Raw genomic sequence first — 14,455 nt, forward strand, 5'->3', positions numbered from 1 at the left:
GCGCCTACGCCAACACCCCCCGATATTGCTCGCGCAACGCCGTCTTCCTCAACTTCCCCGTCGCACTGTGCGGCAGCGCGTCGACGAAGATCACGCGGTCGGGTAGCCACCATTTGGCAACCTTCGTCGCCAGATGCGCCAGTACCGCTTCGGCCGTCACCTTCGCGCCCGGCCGCTTGACCACCAACAGCACCGGTCGTTCGTCCCAGCGCGGGTGCGGCACGCCGATCGCCGCCGCCTCCGCCACGCCGGGGCAACCGACTGCGGCATTTTCCAGATCGACCGAACTGATCCATTCGCCGCCCGATTTGATGACGTCCTTCGCGCGGTCGGTGATCTGCATCGTGCCGTCGGGGTGCAGCATCGCCACGTCGCCAGTGTCGAACCAGCCATCGGGGGTCAGCGCATCGCCACTTTCATCGCGGAAATAGCGTTTGAGCACCCATGGGCCACGCACCTGCAACTGCCCCGACGTCTCGCCATCGCGCGGCAGCACCGCGCCCGCTTCATCGACCGTGCGCAGTTCGACGCCGAACGGCACCTTGCCCTGTCGGCACACCTGATCGACGCGCTGGTCGAAGCTGAGGTCGTCCCAGTCCGCGCCGGCCGCGCCCATCGTGCCGATCGGCGAGGTTTCGGTCATGCCCCACGCATGGTTGACCCGCACGCCCATCCGCATGATTCGTTCGATCATCGCGCGCGGGGCCGCTGATCCGCCGATCGTCACGACCTGCAGATGCTCGGGCGCAGCGCCGGTCGCGTCCATATAATGGAACATCGCGAACCAGACGGTCGGCACACCCGCCGAATGCGTCACCCGTTCGCGGTTCATCAGGTCGCACAGCACCGCGGGTTCGTTGACGGCGGAAAACACGACCTTCGCCCCAACCGCCGCCGCGGCGAAGGGCAGTCCCCAGCCGACCGCGTGGAACATCGGCACCACCGGCAGGCACACCGCCCGCTGCGACAGATCGAATTCATCGGGCTGCAACTCGGCGATGGCGTGGAGCACGTTCGAGCGGTGCGAATAGATCACGCCCTTCGGATCACCGGTCGTGCCGCTGGTATAGCAGATCATGCAATGGTCGCGCTCGTCGCCCTCGACCCATCCATAGTCGCCGGTCTCGGGCGCGATCAGCGCGGCGAAGGAGTCCGGCCCGTCGCCGTCCATCACGATGAAATGATCGATACCGGACAAGCGCGGCTTCATCCGCTCGATGATCGGCGCAAACGCCGCGTCGTAGAGCAGCACGCGATCGCCGGCATGGTCGGCGATATAGGCCAGTTGGTCGTCGAATAGCCTCGGGTTGATGGTATGGATGATCCCGCCCATGCCGATCACGCCATACCACGCGATCAGGTGATGGGCGTGGTTCATCGCCATCGTCGCCACGCGGTCGCCGGGCCGAATGCCCAGCCGCTCCAGCGCCTGCGCCAACCGCCGTGCATCGTGCGCGATGCCCGCCCAGTTCGTCCGCGTCTCGGTGCCGTTCGCCCAGCGAGTGACGATCTCGCGGCCGCCATGCTCGCGCTCGGCATGGTCGAGCAACCGGGGTACTCGAAGTTCGAAATCCTGCATTCCGCCCAGCACGCGCACTCTCCTTCGCGAACGGGGCCGTACCGCCCCTATCCGACGGCGGCGATCGATGGCTTCACTGTATCGAACGCCGCGCTGGCGACACCTTGCAGCCTGCCGACCCGTTCGGCAAGCTCACCATCGATCTGGAAATCGCGGCCCAGACATACCCGAGCTTCGATTCCGTCGACAGCAGGGATCGATACCCATATCTCGCCACGGCCGCCGCGCTCGCCCATGATCAGTCCCGCCAGCGCCGGATAGGCGGCGGCATCGTCGATGGTCAGGTCCAGCCGCAGCCGCACGTCGCGGGCGATCAGGTCGAATGGTTTGAGCGACTTGACCGTCGCCCGCGCGCTTTCATCCCCCGCGCGACGATCGAGTTCGAGCGTGAACAGGCCGCATCCGCCGACCTTGCCGGCGGCTTCCAGATCGTTTGCCGGGCCCTCGTCGAAACAGGTCACCGGCACCTGCCCCGTCGCGTCGGACAGCGTCGCCATCATGTACCGCTTGCCGCGTGCCGAGGTCCGCCAGCGCGCATCCTCGACCAGTGCCGCCACCGTCGCGCCGACCCGGCCGCCTTCCGGCACCGGCGTATCGGCCAGATCGGCGATTTTCCGCGCGCCATGCGCACTGGCGAGATGAGCGTAGCGATCGAGCGGATGCGCCGAGAAGTAAAAGCCGAACGCGTCCTTTTCCGCCGCGATCGCCTGCGTCAGCGACCAGTGGACGTCGGGCATCCGGATCGCCGCCTCGGTCGCACCGCTCGCCTCGCCGAACAGGCCGCCCTGCCCGCTCGACCGGTTCGCCTCGGTCCGTTGCGCCGTCGCCATCAGCGTGTCGGCCAACGCATGGACCCCGGCGCGGTCGAGCGCGATGCAGTCGAACGCCCCGGCCGCCGCCAGCGTCTCGATCTGCCGCTTGTTCAGCAGCTTGGGATCGACCCGCGTCGCAAAATCGTCGAGCGACTTGTACGGCCCCTTCGCTGCTCGCTCCTCGACCATCAGCTCCATCGCCCGCTCGCCGACGCCCTTCAGCGCCGACAGCGCATAGCGCACCGCGAGGCCGCCATCGGTTTCCTCGACGCCGAAGGTCGCGTCGCTGGCGTTGATGCAGGGCGGCAGGCATTCGATGCGCAACCGCTTCATATCGTCGACGAAGATCGCCAGCTTATCGGTCTGCGCATAATCGAACGCCATCGACGCCGCATAGAATTCGTGCGGATGATGCGCCTTCAGCCACGCCGTCTGATAGGCGAGCAGCGCATAGGCCGCCGCGTGGCTCTTGTTGAACCCATAGCCGGCGAACTTGTCGATCAGGTCGAACAGCTCGTTGGCCTTGGCCGCCGGGATGCCGTTCATCTCGGCACAGCCCTTCACGAAGATCGAACGCTGCGCGTCCATCTCCGCCTTCACCTTCTTGCCCATCGCGCGCCGCAGCATGTCCGCGCCGCCGAGCGAATAGCCCGCGAGGATCTGCGCGGCCTGCATCACCTGTTCCTGATAGACGAAGATCCCGTAGGTCTCCTTCAGGATCGGTTCGAGCAAGTCGTGGGGATAGATCAGCTCCTCGCGCCCGGCCTTGCGCGCGCCGAACGACGGGATGTTGTCCATCGGTCCCGGCCGGTACAGCGACACCAGCGCGATGATGTCGCCGAAATTACTCGGGCGCACCGCGGTCAGCGTCCGCCGCATCCCTTCCGATTCGAGCTGGAACACGCCGACCGTGTCGCCGCGCTTCAGCAGGTCATAGGTGGCGACGTCGTCCCACAACAGGCTGTCGAGATCGACAACGATGCCCCGTCGCGCCAGCAATTCCACCGCGAATTTCAGCACCGACAGGGTTTTGAGGCCGAGAAAGTCGAACTTTACCAACCCCGCGCCCTCGACATATTTCATATCGAATTGCGTGACCGGCATGTCGGATCGTGGATCGCGGTACAGCGGGACCAGTTCGCTGAGCGGCCGATCGCCGATCACCACGCCCGCCGCGTGGGTCGAGCTGTGCCGCGGCAACCCCTCCAGCTTCATGGCGAGGTCGAGCAGCCGCCGGACGTCCTTCTCACCGGTATACTGCTGGTGCAGTTCCGATACGCCGTTGATCGCCCGGTCGAGCGTCCACGGGTCGGTCGGGTGGTTCGGCACCAGCTTGGCGAGGCGATCGACCTGCCCATAGCTCATCTGCAACACGCGGCCGGTGTCTTTCAGCACCGCGCGCGCCTTCAGCTTACCGAAGGTGATGATCTGCGCCACCTGATCGCGGCCATATTTCTGCTGGACGTAGCGGATGACCTCGCCGCGCCGCGTTTCGCAGAAATCGATGTCGAAGTCGGGCATCGACACGCGTTCGGGGTTCAGGAAGCGTTCGAACAGCAACCCCAGCTTGATCGGGTCGAGGTCGGTGATGGTGAGCGCCCACGCCACCGCCGAACCCGCGCCCGAACCACGCCCCGGCCCGACCGGAATGTCGTGATCCTTTGCCCATTTGATGAAATCGGCGACGATCAGGAAATAGCCCGGAAACCCCATCTGACAGATGACGTCGAGTTCGAAGTCCAGCCGCTCGAAATAGTCCGGAAACTTCGCTTGCAGCTCGGCCTCGGACAGTTCGGGGATGGTGCCCGTCGCCGCCGGCGTCGGGGCATCTTCCCACGGCGCGGGCGCGTCGACCGCGACTTCGGCCTGGACCATGCCCGCTTCCAGCGCGACGATCTTGCGCAACCGATCGACCAGCCCGGCGCGCGAATCGACGCGCAGCTTCAGCGCCTCGCCCTCGCGGTCGCCGGCAAGGCTGGGCAGGATCGGCTTGCGCTTGGGGGCCGCTACCGCGCAACGCTGCGCGACGACCAGCGTATTCGCCAGCGCCTCGGGCAGGTCGGCGAACATTTCCTGCATGACCGCTGCGGGCTTCAGCCATGCCTGCGGCGACGACCGCTGCCGATCCTCGCTCGCGACATAGCTGGACGAGGCGATGCACAGCATGGCGTCGTGCGCGTCGTGGAAATCGGCGTCGGCGAAGCAGCACGGATTGGTCGCGACTAGTGGCAGGTCGCGGGCGTAGGCGAGATCGAGCAACTGTGCCTCGGCCTTTGCCTCGACCGCATCGTCGCGCCGCGCGATCTCGACATACAGCCGGTCGCCGAACAGTGCCTGCAACCGGTCGGCATAGGCCATCGCTTCGTCGTCGCGCCCGGCCGCGAACAGCCGCGCCAGCGCCCCGTCACCCGCCCCGGTCAGCGCGACCAGCCCGTCGCTGCGCCCGATCAGCGCATCGATCGGAACATGCGCGGGAATTTCGACCGGCCGGTCGAGATGCGCCATCGACACCAGCGCGCACAGATTGTCATAGCCGCGCGCGTCCTGCGCATAGAGCGGCAGCCAGTCGATTTCCGGCTCCTGCAGCTCCGGCACGCCCGGACGCGCGACCGCCAGCAAGGTGCCGACGACCGGTTGAACGCCCTGATCTTTGCACGCGTCTGAAAACGCCATTGCGGCATAGAGTCCGTTGCGATCGGACAGGCCGGCGGCGGGAAAGCCCAGCTTGCGCGCGACCTTGGCAATCGCCTTTGGTTCGATTGCGCCCTCCAGCATGGTGTAGGACGAAAAGATACGAAGCGGCACGAACCCGGAATGCGTCATCCGATGCACCTAACCATCGCCGGCTGATTCGACCAGTGCGGCGGACACGGAACCATGACGAACCGCGTCCGTTCGGCGCGGCAACAGGAGGACCGCATGATCGATCACGCCCGCGAACCCCGTATCACCGCCCCCGGCTGGGGCTGGTCGCTCGCCTATGGCATCGTGTCGGTACTGGTCGGCATCCTCGCCTTCGCCGCGCCGTTCCCCGCGACGCTGGCGGCGACGATGATCGTCGGCTTCCTGTTCCTTGCCGGCGGCGTCGCCTCGCTCATCGCCGCCCTCGCGGACGCGGCGGCCGCGGCTATGCGCTGCTGTTCGGGCTGCTGTCGGTGGTCGCGGGCGGTTATATGGTGCTGGTGCCGGTCGGCGGGGCATTGTCGCTGACGCTGATGATCATCCTCTGGCTCGGCGTGCGCGGTGTCATGGAGCTGTTCGTCGGCTTCCGCTTCAAGCGCCTACGGGTTCCGATGCTGCTGCTGGGCGTGCTCAACATCGTGCTGGCGATCCTGCTCTACTCGACGGTGCCTTGGTCGGCGCTGACCCTGCCGGGCTATATTCTCGGGGCCAGCTTCCTGTTCGGCGGCATCGTCGCGATCATGGGGGCGCTGCACGACCGGCGCGAGCAGGCGGCGTAAGACGAACCCCTGCTCGGCGGATAGCGTTACGCCAATGCCGAAAGCACCGCACCTTCTAGATCCTCCGGCTTGGTCGTCGGCGCGAACCGGGTGACCCGGCCGTCGCGCCCGACGAGGAATTTGGTGAAGTTCCACTTCACCGCTTCGCTACCCAGCACGCCGGGAGCAGCCTGTTTCAACGCGCGGAATAGAGGGGCGGCGTCGGCTCCGTTTACATCGACCTTGCCGAACACCGGGAAGCTGACGTCATAGGTCAGCGAACAGAATTGCGCGATCTCCGCCGCATCGCCCGGCTCCTGCCCGCCGAACTGGTTGCACGGGAAGCCCAGTACCGCGAAGCCGTGCCCGCCGAACTTGCGGTGCAGCGCCTCCAACCCGGCATATTGCGGCGTGAACCCGCATTTCGATGCGACGTTGACGATCACCAGCACCTTGCCGCGATAGTCGGCGAGCGTCGTTTCGGCACCATCGGCGGTCCGCACCGACAGGTCGTACAGGTCGCTCATCGCAGCACCCCGTCGTGCAACCGCACCACCCGATCCATTCGGTTGGCCAGCCGTTCGTTATGCGTCGCGACCAGCGCCGCCGACCCCTGCCCCTGCACCAGCCGGATAAATTCGGCGAAGACGACGTCCGCCGTCGCCTCGTCCAGATTGCCGGTCGGCTCATCGGCCAGCACCAGCGCCGGGCGGTTGGCCAGCGCGCGCGCAACCGCCACCCGTTGCTGCTCGCCGCCCGACAACTGGCTCGGACGGTGATCGAGCCGTTGGCCCAGCCCGAGCGCGGTCAGCAATTCGCTCGCCCGCGCATCCGCCTCGGCACGCGTACCGCCACGGACCAGTTGCGGCAGGACGACATTCTCCAGCGCGTTGAAGTCGGGCAGCAAGTGGTGAAACTGATAGATGAAGCCCATCCGGTCGCGTCGCACGACGGTGCGCCGGTTGGCACCGGCCTTCGCGACCTGTTCGCCGCAGACGAGTATCTCGCCCTCGAACCCGCCTTCGAGCAGTCCGACCGCCTGCAACAGCGTCGACTTGCCCGACCCTGACGGTCCCAGCAGCGCGACGATCTCGCCCGGCGCGATGGTCAGGTCGACCCCGCGCAGCACGTCGATCGTCACTGCCCCTTGCGTGAAACTCCGCTTCAGTCCGCGGGTCTGGAGAACGGGCTCAGTCATAGCGCAGCACCTGCACGGGATCGGTATTGGCCGCCTTGAACGCCGGATACAGCGTGGCGAGGAACGAGAAGAGCAGCGCGACCAGCGCGATCGTCACCACCTCGACCGGATCGACCTTCGACGGCAATTCGGTCAGATAGCGCATCGTCGGGTCCCAGATGTCGACCCCGGTCACCGCACCGACCGCCTCGACCACCCGTTGCCGGAACGTCAGGAAAACGAAACCGAGGATCAGCCCCGCGCCGACGCCCAGCGCGCCGATCGTCGTGCCGACCGTCATGAAGATGCGCAGCAGTCCGCCGCGCGTCGCGCCCATCGTCCGCAGAATCGCGATGTCGCGCGTCTTGGCGCGGACCAGCATGATCAGCGACGACAGGATGTTGAACACCGCGATCAGGATGATGATCGACAGCACGGTGAAGGTGACGATCCGGTCGACCGACAGCGCCTGGAACAGTTCGGAATTCAGCTGTCGCCAGTCGGTGATCTGCGCGCTCGCCACGAATTTTTGGCGTAAGGGTGCCAGGATGCGGTCGACATCGTCGGGGTCGGACGTCTCCAGTTCGATCGACCCGACCGAATCGCCGGTCAGCAGCAATTGCTGTGCATCCTCGATCGGCATGATGACGAACGCCTTGTCGTAATCGTACACGCCGACCTCGACGATCGCGGCGATCCGGTACGGCACCTGCCGGATCATAGTCCCGAACGGCGTCGTCGGCCCCTGCGGACTGATGACCGTGATCTCGCTGCCGACGGTCACGCCCAGCGCCATCGCCAACCGGCTGCCTATCACGACATTGCCGCTGCCCGGCGTGACGGCGTTCAGCGCGCCCTGCTTCACATTGTCGCGGATCGTCGGGTTGTCGCGAATATCCTCGATCCGCATGCCGCGCATCAGGATGAATTCGGACCGGCCATTATAGGTCGCGAACAGCGGCTGTTCGATCAACGGCATCGCGCTGGTCACGCCCGGCGTCCGCCGCGCCTCCGCCGCGATCCGTCGCCAGTCTGGCAGCTGGTTGTTATATCCCTGAATCAGCGCATGGCCGTTCAGCCCGACGATCTTGTCGAACAATTCGGCACGGAACCCGTTCATCACGCTCATGACAATGACCAGCGCGGCGACGCCAAGCATCACTGCGACCAGGCTGATCGATGCGACCAGCGCGATGAACGCCTCGCCCCGTCCGGGCAACAGATAGCGGCGGGCGATCATCCGCTCGTAACGCGATAGCAGCATAGGGGCGGTCGGTGTCCTCGAACGGAGCCCCCTCGAACGGGGCGTTGCAGGGGCTGTAGGTAGGCGCTGGTCCGACTTCAATCCATGCTGTTGCTAAATCGACACATGGTTACGAAAACCGTAGCAAAGCTGCCGCAAAGCCGGTGACAGACTCGGTCCGGTTCCGTATCGAAGATCCTACGAAGCGCAGGCAAGCAAGGCCACGGTTCGGGGAGGCCAACCGGCTCCGCCCTGGAAGGGGGGAAGGGGCGTAGAAGCGGTGGCAACCAAGGGGGCTGACGAGCGATCGTCACGCAGGCGGCCGGGCTGGCAACAGCCCGGCCGTTTGCCGTTTCAGGGCTTTGGATTCGCGGTTGGGCGCTGGTTGCCGGACCCTGTCGCGCTTCCCTTCTCGGCGAACGCTTTTCCTGTAAGCTGTTGTTATGTCTCATAGAACTGACAAATTCGTGGGCAGCCGCGCGCCAAAGGTCACGAAAGTCACACTTGCCACGTTTTGGCGGGTTACGCGGGTTACCGAGACCTCTGTGAAAGTCGCGCACTAAACCAAACCGAGCGGTACCCCGGCAAAGGCCGGGGTCCAGTTGGAAAGTTTTTTCGTACGTTGCGAACGTCCCCCAACTGGGCCCCGGCCTTCGCCGGGGTACGGTCAAAGGAGTTTCGCAAAGGTCCCTGTTACGCGCGTTACGCGCGTTACGTCGATCGGCGTGCGGACGTTGTCAAATAGCGGGGCGGCGGACCGCCAGACCGCGATGATGCCATGGGCAAGCGCTGTAGGACAGCGGTTCGCCGACACAGGCGCGGATACCCGCACGCCAGAACCTTACCCCCGTGACCGTCCAACAAAATCGTCCCGAAAACCCTCTTGAAGCACCCAAGCAACGAACCATATCGGTTCACGAGCGGTGCCTGTCGGGCCGTTCGCGAACCGGCATCGCTTCGTGGATGCCGCTCGGTTCAATTCGCTTCTGATGGAGGATTTGACATGCGTAGCTTCGACTTCACCCCGTATCGCCGCTCGACCATCGGCTTCGACCGTTTGTTCGACATGCTCGAAAACAATGCGCGGGCGACGACGGGTGAAAACTATCCGCCCTTCAATCTCGAACGTCTGGCCGAAGACCGTTACCGCATCACGCTGGCGATCGCCGGTTTCAAGCGCGAAGAGGTGGACATCACCGCCCAGCAGAACCTGCTTGTGGTGTCGGGTCGCAAGGCCGAGCAGACCGACGCACAGAAGAGCGCGGTCCTGCATCTGGGCATCGCCAACCGCAGCTTCGAACGCCGGTTCGAACTGGCCGATTTCATCGTCGTCGAAAACGCCGACCTTGCCGATGGCTTGCTGACCATCGACCTGCGTCGCGAAATCCCCGACGCGATGAAGCCGCGCCGCATCGCGATCGGCAGCACGACCGAACAGCCGGTCATCGCGAATGACGCGGCCGGGAGCGACGAACCGGCACACGCTGCCTGACCTGCGGGGCATTGTTTGATAACGCGCTGTAGGCGGGCGTCCGAACCGGATGGGTTCGGGCGCCCGTTCGCGTTTGTGAGACGCCCCTGCCCGTGTCGTCCTTCTCGCGCAGGTGGGAATCCATAAACGCAACGCTTGCGATCGACGTCCAAACGTCAGCGTATATGGATTTCCGCCTTCGCGGGAAGGACGAATGGAATTAAACCAGCCGCGACTGCTTCACCGCCGCGGCGACAAAGCTCGCGAACAGCGGGTGCGGATCGAACGGCTTGGACTTCAGCTCCGGGTGGAACTGCACGCCGACGAACCATGGATGGTCGGGCCGCTCGACGATTTCGGGCAGCATCCCGTCGGGCGACATGCCGGAGAACACCAGCCCGCCAGATTCCAGCATCTCGCGATAGCCGGTGTTGACTTCATAGCGATGGCGATGCCGCTCGCTGATCGACGTCCCGCCATAGATCGACGCGACGACCGAATTGCCCGTCAGCGTCGCTTCATAGGCACCCAGCCGCATCGTGCCGCCCAGATCGCCGTCCGATTCGCGCTTCTGGATGCCCTCGGGGCTCATCCATTCGGTAATCATGCCGACGACCGGCTGATCGGTCGGGCCAAATTCGGTCGACGACGCGTCCGGAATCTTACCGGTGGTGCGAACGCCCTCGATACAGGCCATCTGCATCCCGAAGCATATCCCGAAGTACGGCACCTTGCGCTCGCGTGCGAAGCGGACGCTGGCGATCTTGCCCTCGGCACCGCGCTCGCCGAACGCACCGGGAACGAGGATTGCATGACACGGCTCCAGCTCGGCGGCGACCATGTCATGATCGCCCTCGAATAATTCGGCGTCGATCCAGCGGATGTTGACCTTCACCCGGTTGGCGATGCCGCCATGCACCAGCGCCTCGTTCAGCGACTTGTACGCATCCTGCAGCCCGACATATTTGCCGACCACGCCGATCGTCACTTCGCCTTCGGGATTCTGCAGGCGGTCCATGATGTCGCTCCAGCGCGACAGGTCGGGCGCGTCGCCGGGTTCGATCCCGAAGGCGCGCAGCACTTCGGCGTCGAGCCCCTCGGCATGATATTGCTCGGGCACCGCATAGATGCTCGACGCGTCGAGCGCGGGAATGACCGCGCCGGCGGGCACGTTGCAGAACAGTGCGATCTTGGCGCGTTCGCTGGCCGGCAGCGGTTTCTCGCAGCGGCAGACCAGCACGTCGGGCTGTACGCCCAGCGCCGCCAGCTCGCGCACCGAATGCTGCGTCGGCTTGGTCTTCAGCTCGCCCGCCGCCGCGATATAGGGCACCAGCGTGACGTGGATGCTGATCGAGCGGCCCCGACCCAGCTCGTTCTTGAGCTGGCGAATCGCCTCGATGAACGGCAGCGATTCGATATCGCCGACCGTCCCGCCGATCTCGCACAACACGAAGTCGAGGTCCTGACCGTCGTCGTCGACGGTATCGGCCTGCGCGAACGCCTTGATCGCGTCGGTGACGTGGGGGACGACCTGCACCGTCGCGCCCAGATAATCGCCGCGCCGTTCGCGCTGGATGATCGTCTGGTAGATGCGGCCCGAGGTGACGTTGTCCGACTGGTGCGCGGCCACGCCGGTAAAGCGTTCATAGTGACCGAGGTCGAGGTCGGTTTCCGCCCCGTCGTCGGTCACATAGACCTCGCCATGCTGATAGGGCGACATCGTACCCGGATCGACGTTCAGATAGGGATCGAACTTGCGGATGCGGACCTTGTAGCCCCGCGCCTGCAAGAGTGCTGCGAGAGAGGCCGCCATGAGGCCCTTGCCGAGCGACGAGACCACGCCGCCGGTGATGAAGATATACCGCGCCATGGGAGATATCGCCTAGCGTCGAACGCCATCGCCGCCAAGCGCGGGATTGCTCCCACGCCCGCGAAATACGACGGACCGGTTGATGAAAGTGGTTTAGCGGGCCAGCGGGACCGCGCCGTTATCGGCACCCGTCAGGTTGCCGATCGGATCAGCCGCCGGATTGGCCGGTGCGCTGGCGGCGGGCGGCGGAGTCGTCGGCCGTGCCAGCGAGGTATCGATGGAATTGGCCCCCCGATTCGCCGCGATCACCGCCAGCGCGATGCTCATCGCGACGAACAGCCCGGCAAGGACCGCGGTCGCCCGCGTCAGGAAATCGGCGGCACCGCGTGCCGACATCAGTCCCGACGGGCTGCCGCCGGTGGTCAGCCCGCCACCTTCCGACTTCTGCATGAGGATCACCGTCACGAGCAGCGCGGCGATGATCGCATGGACGACAAGCAGGAAGGTGAACATGGTCGGGGAACATTTCCGAAAGAAAGGAGTGCGGGTTCGAAGCGCGCCACATAGGCGAGCGCGGCCCGCCAATCAACCGAGCGCCTCCGACCCGATCGTCACATTATCGTATCGACCGGGAAACCAAGCGCGCAACTGCGACGTTCATGTTTCGACCCCGCCTCACGGCCTGTATCGACGTTAGGTTGCTGCAATGTTTCCAACTATTCCACTGAAAAAATGGATGGACGGCCTGGTCGACTATGTCCGGTCGGGCGAGCCGGACCTGACCAATCGGCAGATGGCGCTGATGATGATCGTCTATCTGCAACCCGGCCCGCATACCGTGCGCGGCCTTGCCCGCGCGCTGAACGTATCGAAGCCGGTCGTAACGCGCGCCTTGAATCGTCTGGGTACGCTCGGCTATCTCCGGCGCCAACGCGACGATGCCGACAAGCGGAACATCTTCGTCGCGCAGACCAGCGAAGGGGCCAATTTTCTTGCAGAGTTCGGGCAGTTCATGGGCGGCGACGGCGTCGGCGACTTCCAACGACGCGCCAGCGCGTAGCCGCTTCGCGCTGCGTGGCCGGTCGGTCGCGCTCGACACCCGAATCGACGCGGTCCGTCGCGATCTGGCCGATATCCGCCTCGCCGACCGGGTCTTCGCGCCACATTATGCCGTACCGGCACGGCGCAGCATCGGTGGTGCGACCGCCATCCTCGGCGCTCCCGCGGGCCATGTCGTATCGCAGGCACTGGCCGGCGAGCCGTTCGACGTCCTCGAATTCACCTCCACCCATGGCTGGGGCCGTTCGCCGATCGATGGCAGCGTCGGATTCGTGCCGCGGACCGCGCTGGTCGACGCGTATGACGCATCGCACGTCGTCATCGCCGCCCGGTCCATCCTGTACGCCGATCGTTCGCTCGATCGCCCGCTTCCGCTGTCGCTGCCGATGGGCAGCCGCGTCGCCGCCGTTCCGGCGAACGACGAATGGACCGAGGTGGACGGCGGATATCTGCTCGCGACGACGCTGTTGCCGCTGTCGGACGAAACGGGCGATGCGGTTGCCTTTGCATTGCGTCTGAAGGGCGTGCCCGTGCTGGCCGGTGGTCGCTCGGGCGACGGGGTCGATGCCGCCGGTCTGATCTTTCTGGCGCTGTCGCTGGCCGGGTCGCCACCGGCGCGGTTCGTCGATTTGCAGGCGGAGACCATCGGCACGCCGCTGGCGGCCGGCGATCCGCTGCGGCGCGGCGACCTGATCTTCTTTAATGACCATGTCGCAATGCTGGTCGATACCGATACCGTCATCCATGCCGACGACGTCGTGCGGTGCGAACCCGTCGCCGCGCTCGACCGGTTCGGCCCCATTCGCGCCCGGAGGCGCCCCGCATGAACGTTCGCGTCTTCATCGACGGTGCCGCCGGCACCACCGGCCTCGAAATCGCCGACCGGCTGTCGGGCCGGACCGAGATCGACTTCATCACGCTCGACGACACCCGTCGCAAGGATGCGGCGGCGCGGCGCGAGGCGCTGAACGATGCCGATTTCGTGATTCTCTGCCTGCCCGACGATGCGGCGCGCGAGGCGGTATCGCTGATCGACAACGACCGCACGCGGGTGATCGACGCATCGACCGCACACCGCGTCGCCGATGGCTGGACCTATGGCATGGCCGAACTGGAACCGTCGCAGCCGGGCACGATCGCGACGGCGATGCGCGTGTCGAATCCGGGCTGTTATCCTACCGGCTTCCTCGCGCTGGTACGGCCGCTGGTCCGCGCCGGGCTGATCCCGCACGAATGGCCGGTCAGCGTCAACGCCGTCTCGGGCTATTCGGGCGGCGGCAAGGCGATGATCGCCGCGTTCGAGAATGGCGAGACCGATACCGCATGGCTCGGCTACGGCCTGTCGCTCGCGCACAAGCATGTGCCCGAGATGCAGCGTCACGCCCGCCTCGCCCATCCGCCGCTGTTCCAGCCGTCGGTCGCGCGCACCTATCGCGGGATGGTGGTCGAAGTGCCGTTGCCGCTGTTCGCGTTCCACCGCCGCCCCAGCCTGTCGGCGATCGAACAGACGCTGCGCGAGGCCTATCGCGAATCGCCGGTGGTCCGCGTCCTTGACGGCGACGACAGCGCGATTCCGATCGAGGCCGATGCCGGCACCGACCGCCTGTCGCTCCGCGTGTTCGGCAATATGGAGACGGGCCAAGCGCGACTGATCGCGACGCTCGACAATCTGGGCAAGGGCGCGGCCGGTGCGGCGGTTCAGAACTTCAACCTGATGGCCGGTTTCGACCAGACGGCGGGTCTGACGCTCTGAGCGCGGCTGCCCTCCGTCCGTAATATTCTGACGTTTCGCGCAATCGTTTCGCGTCGCCTGCCCATGCCGCCTTCGCGTTTGCGAAATAGGCTGCTAGGAGCGCGCGGGACC

Annotated in this window: 13 protein-coding genes; 6 read left to right on the top strand and 7 right to left on the bottom strand. The window is 65.6% G+C overall.

From position 1 onward, the window contains the following. Positions 1 to 4: 4 nt before the first annotated feature. Both ASE70_RS13980 and dnaE read right to left on the bottom strand, forming a co-directional pair. Complete coding sequence (locus tag ASE70_RS13980; RefSeq protein ID WP_056506023.1) at positions 5 to 1,579, bottom strand: long-chain fatty acid--CoA ligase; 1,575 nt, start codon at positions 1,577 to 1,579, stop codon at positions 5 to 7. A 47-nt stretch (positions 1,580 to 1,626) separates the two neighbouring features. Next, positions 1,627 to 5,214 (bottom strand): DNA polymerase III subunit alpha, encoded by a 3,588-nt coding sequence (gene dnaE / locus ASE70_RS13985; RefSeq protein ID WP_056506027.1) that lies wholly within the window; start codon positions 5,212 to 5,214, stop codon positions 1,627 to 1,629. Between the two features lie 96 nt (positions 5,215 to 5,310). Between dnaE and ASE70_RS20765 the strand changes: the two genes are divergently transcribed. After that, positions 5,311 to 5,601, top strand: coding sequence for a DUF308 domain-containing protein (locus ASE70_RS20765; RefSeq protein ID WP_235519951.1), 291 nt, complete (start codon positions 5,311 to 5,313; stop codon positions 5,599 to 5,601). Next, on the top strand, positions 5,547 to 5,852 hold the full coding sequence (locus ASE70_RS20770; RefSeq protein ID WP_235519957.1) for a DUF308 domain-containing protein: 306 nt from the start codon (positions 5,547 to 5,549) through the stop codon (positions 5,850 to 5,852). The genes ASE70_RS20765 and ASE70_RS20770 overlap by 55 nt, the downstream gene beginning before the upstream one ends. 26 nt (positions 5,853 to 5,878) lie before the next feature. On the opposite strand, the gene ASE70_RS13995 is transcribed toward ASE70_RS20770, so the two are convergent. Genes ASE70_RS13995 through ASE70_RS14005 form a run of 3 tightly spaced genes read right to left on the bottom strand, consistent with a single transcriptional unit; the run spans position 5,879 to position 8,272 of the window. Next, positions 5,879 to 6,358, bottom strand: a complete 480-nt coding sequence (locus ASE70_RS13995; RefSeq protein ID WP_056401139.1) for a glutathione peroxidase — start codon at positions 6,356 to 6,358, stop codon at positions 5,879 to 5,881. Continuing rightward, positions 6,355 to 7,029: an ABC transporter ATP-binding protein gene (locus tag ASE70_RS14000; RefSeq protein ID WP_056506028.1), complete on the bottom strand. Its 675-nt coding sequence runs from the start codon at positions 7,027 to 7,029 to the stop codon at positions 6,355 to 6,357. Before ASE70_RS14000 ends, ASE70_RS13995 begins: the two co-directional genes overlap by 4 nt. Continuing rightward, positions 7,022 to 8,272 carry a lipoprotein-releasing ABC transporter permease subunit gene (locus ASE70_RS14005; protein WP_056506031.1) on the bottom strand — a complete coding sequence of 417 codons (1,251 nt, stop codon included), beginning with the start codon at positions 8,270 to 8,272 and terminating at the stop codon, positions 7,022 to 7,024. The genes ASE70_RS14000 and ASE70_RS14005 overlap by 8 nt, the downstream gene beginning before the upstream one ends. Positions 8,273 to 9,254: 982 nt before the next feature. Here ASE70_RS14005 and ASE70_RS14010 point away from each other — a divergent pair. Beyond that, positions 9,255 to 9,743, top strand: coding sequence for an Hsp20 family protein (locus tag ASE70_RS14010; RefSeq protein ID WP_056401147.1), 489 nt, complete (start codon positions 9,255 to 9,257; stop codon positions 9,741 to 9,743). Between the two features lie 199 nt (positions 9,744 to 9,942). Here ASE70_RS14010 and ASE70_RS14015 read toward each other — a convergent pair whose 3' ends face one another. Next, the gene (locus tag ASE70_RS14015) at positions 9,943 to 11,592 is read right to left on the bottom strand and encodes a CTP synthase (RefSeq protein WP_056506037.1); all 1,650 of its coding nucleotides are present in this window, start codon (positions 11,590 to 11,592) and stop codon (positions 9,943 to 9,945) included. Positions 11,593 to 11,685: 93 nt separating this feature from the next. Beyond that, complete coding sequence (gene secG, locus ASE70_RS14020; RefSeq protein ID WP_056401152.1) at positions 11,686 to 12,045, bottom strand: preprotein translocase subunit SecG; 360 nt, start codon at positions 12,043 to 12,045, stop codon at positions 11,686 to 11,688. A 223-nt stretch (positions 12,046 to 12,268) separates the two neighbouring features. Between secG and ASE70_RS14025 the strand changes: the two genes are divergently transcribed. Genes ASE70_RS14025 through argC form a run of 3 tightly spaced genes read left to right on the top strand, consistent with a single transcriptional unit; the run spans position 12,269 to position 14,344 of the window. Next, a complete protein-coding gene (locus ASE70_RS14025) occupies positions 12,269 to 12,592 on the top strand; it encodes a MarR family transcriptional regulator (protein WP_056401160.1) in 324 nt (107 codons plus the stop codon). Next, a complete protein-coding gene (locus ASE70_RS14030) occupies positions 12,525 to 13,418 on the top strand; it encodes a C40 family peptidase (RefSeq protein ID WP_056506039.1) in 894 nt (297 codons plus the stop codon). Before ASE70_RS14025 ends, ASE70_RS14030 begins: the two co-directional genes overlap by 68 nt. Beyond that, positions 13,415 to 14,344, top strand: coding sequence for an N-acetyl-gamma-glutamyl-phosphate reductase (argC, locus tag ASE70_RS14035; protein ID WP_056401167.1), 930 nt, complete (start codon positions 13,415 to 13,417; stop codon positions 14,342 to 14,344). The genes ASE70_RS14030 and argC overlap by 4 nt, the downstream gene beginning before the upstream one ends. Positions 14,345 to 14,455 lie beyond the last annotated feature (111 nt).

The organism is Sphingomonas sp. Leaf22 (assembly GCF_001421715.1).
Classification (GTDB): domain Bacteria; phylum Pseudomonadota; class Alphaproteobacteria; order Sphingomonadales; family Sphingomonadaceae; genus Sphingomonas.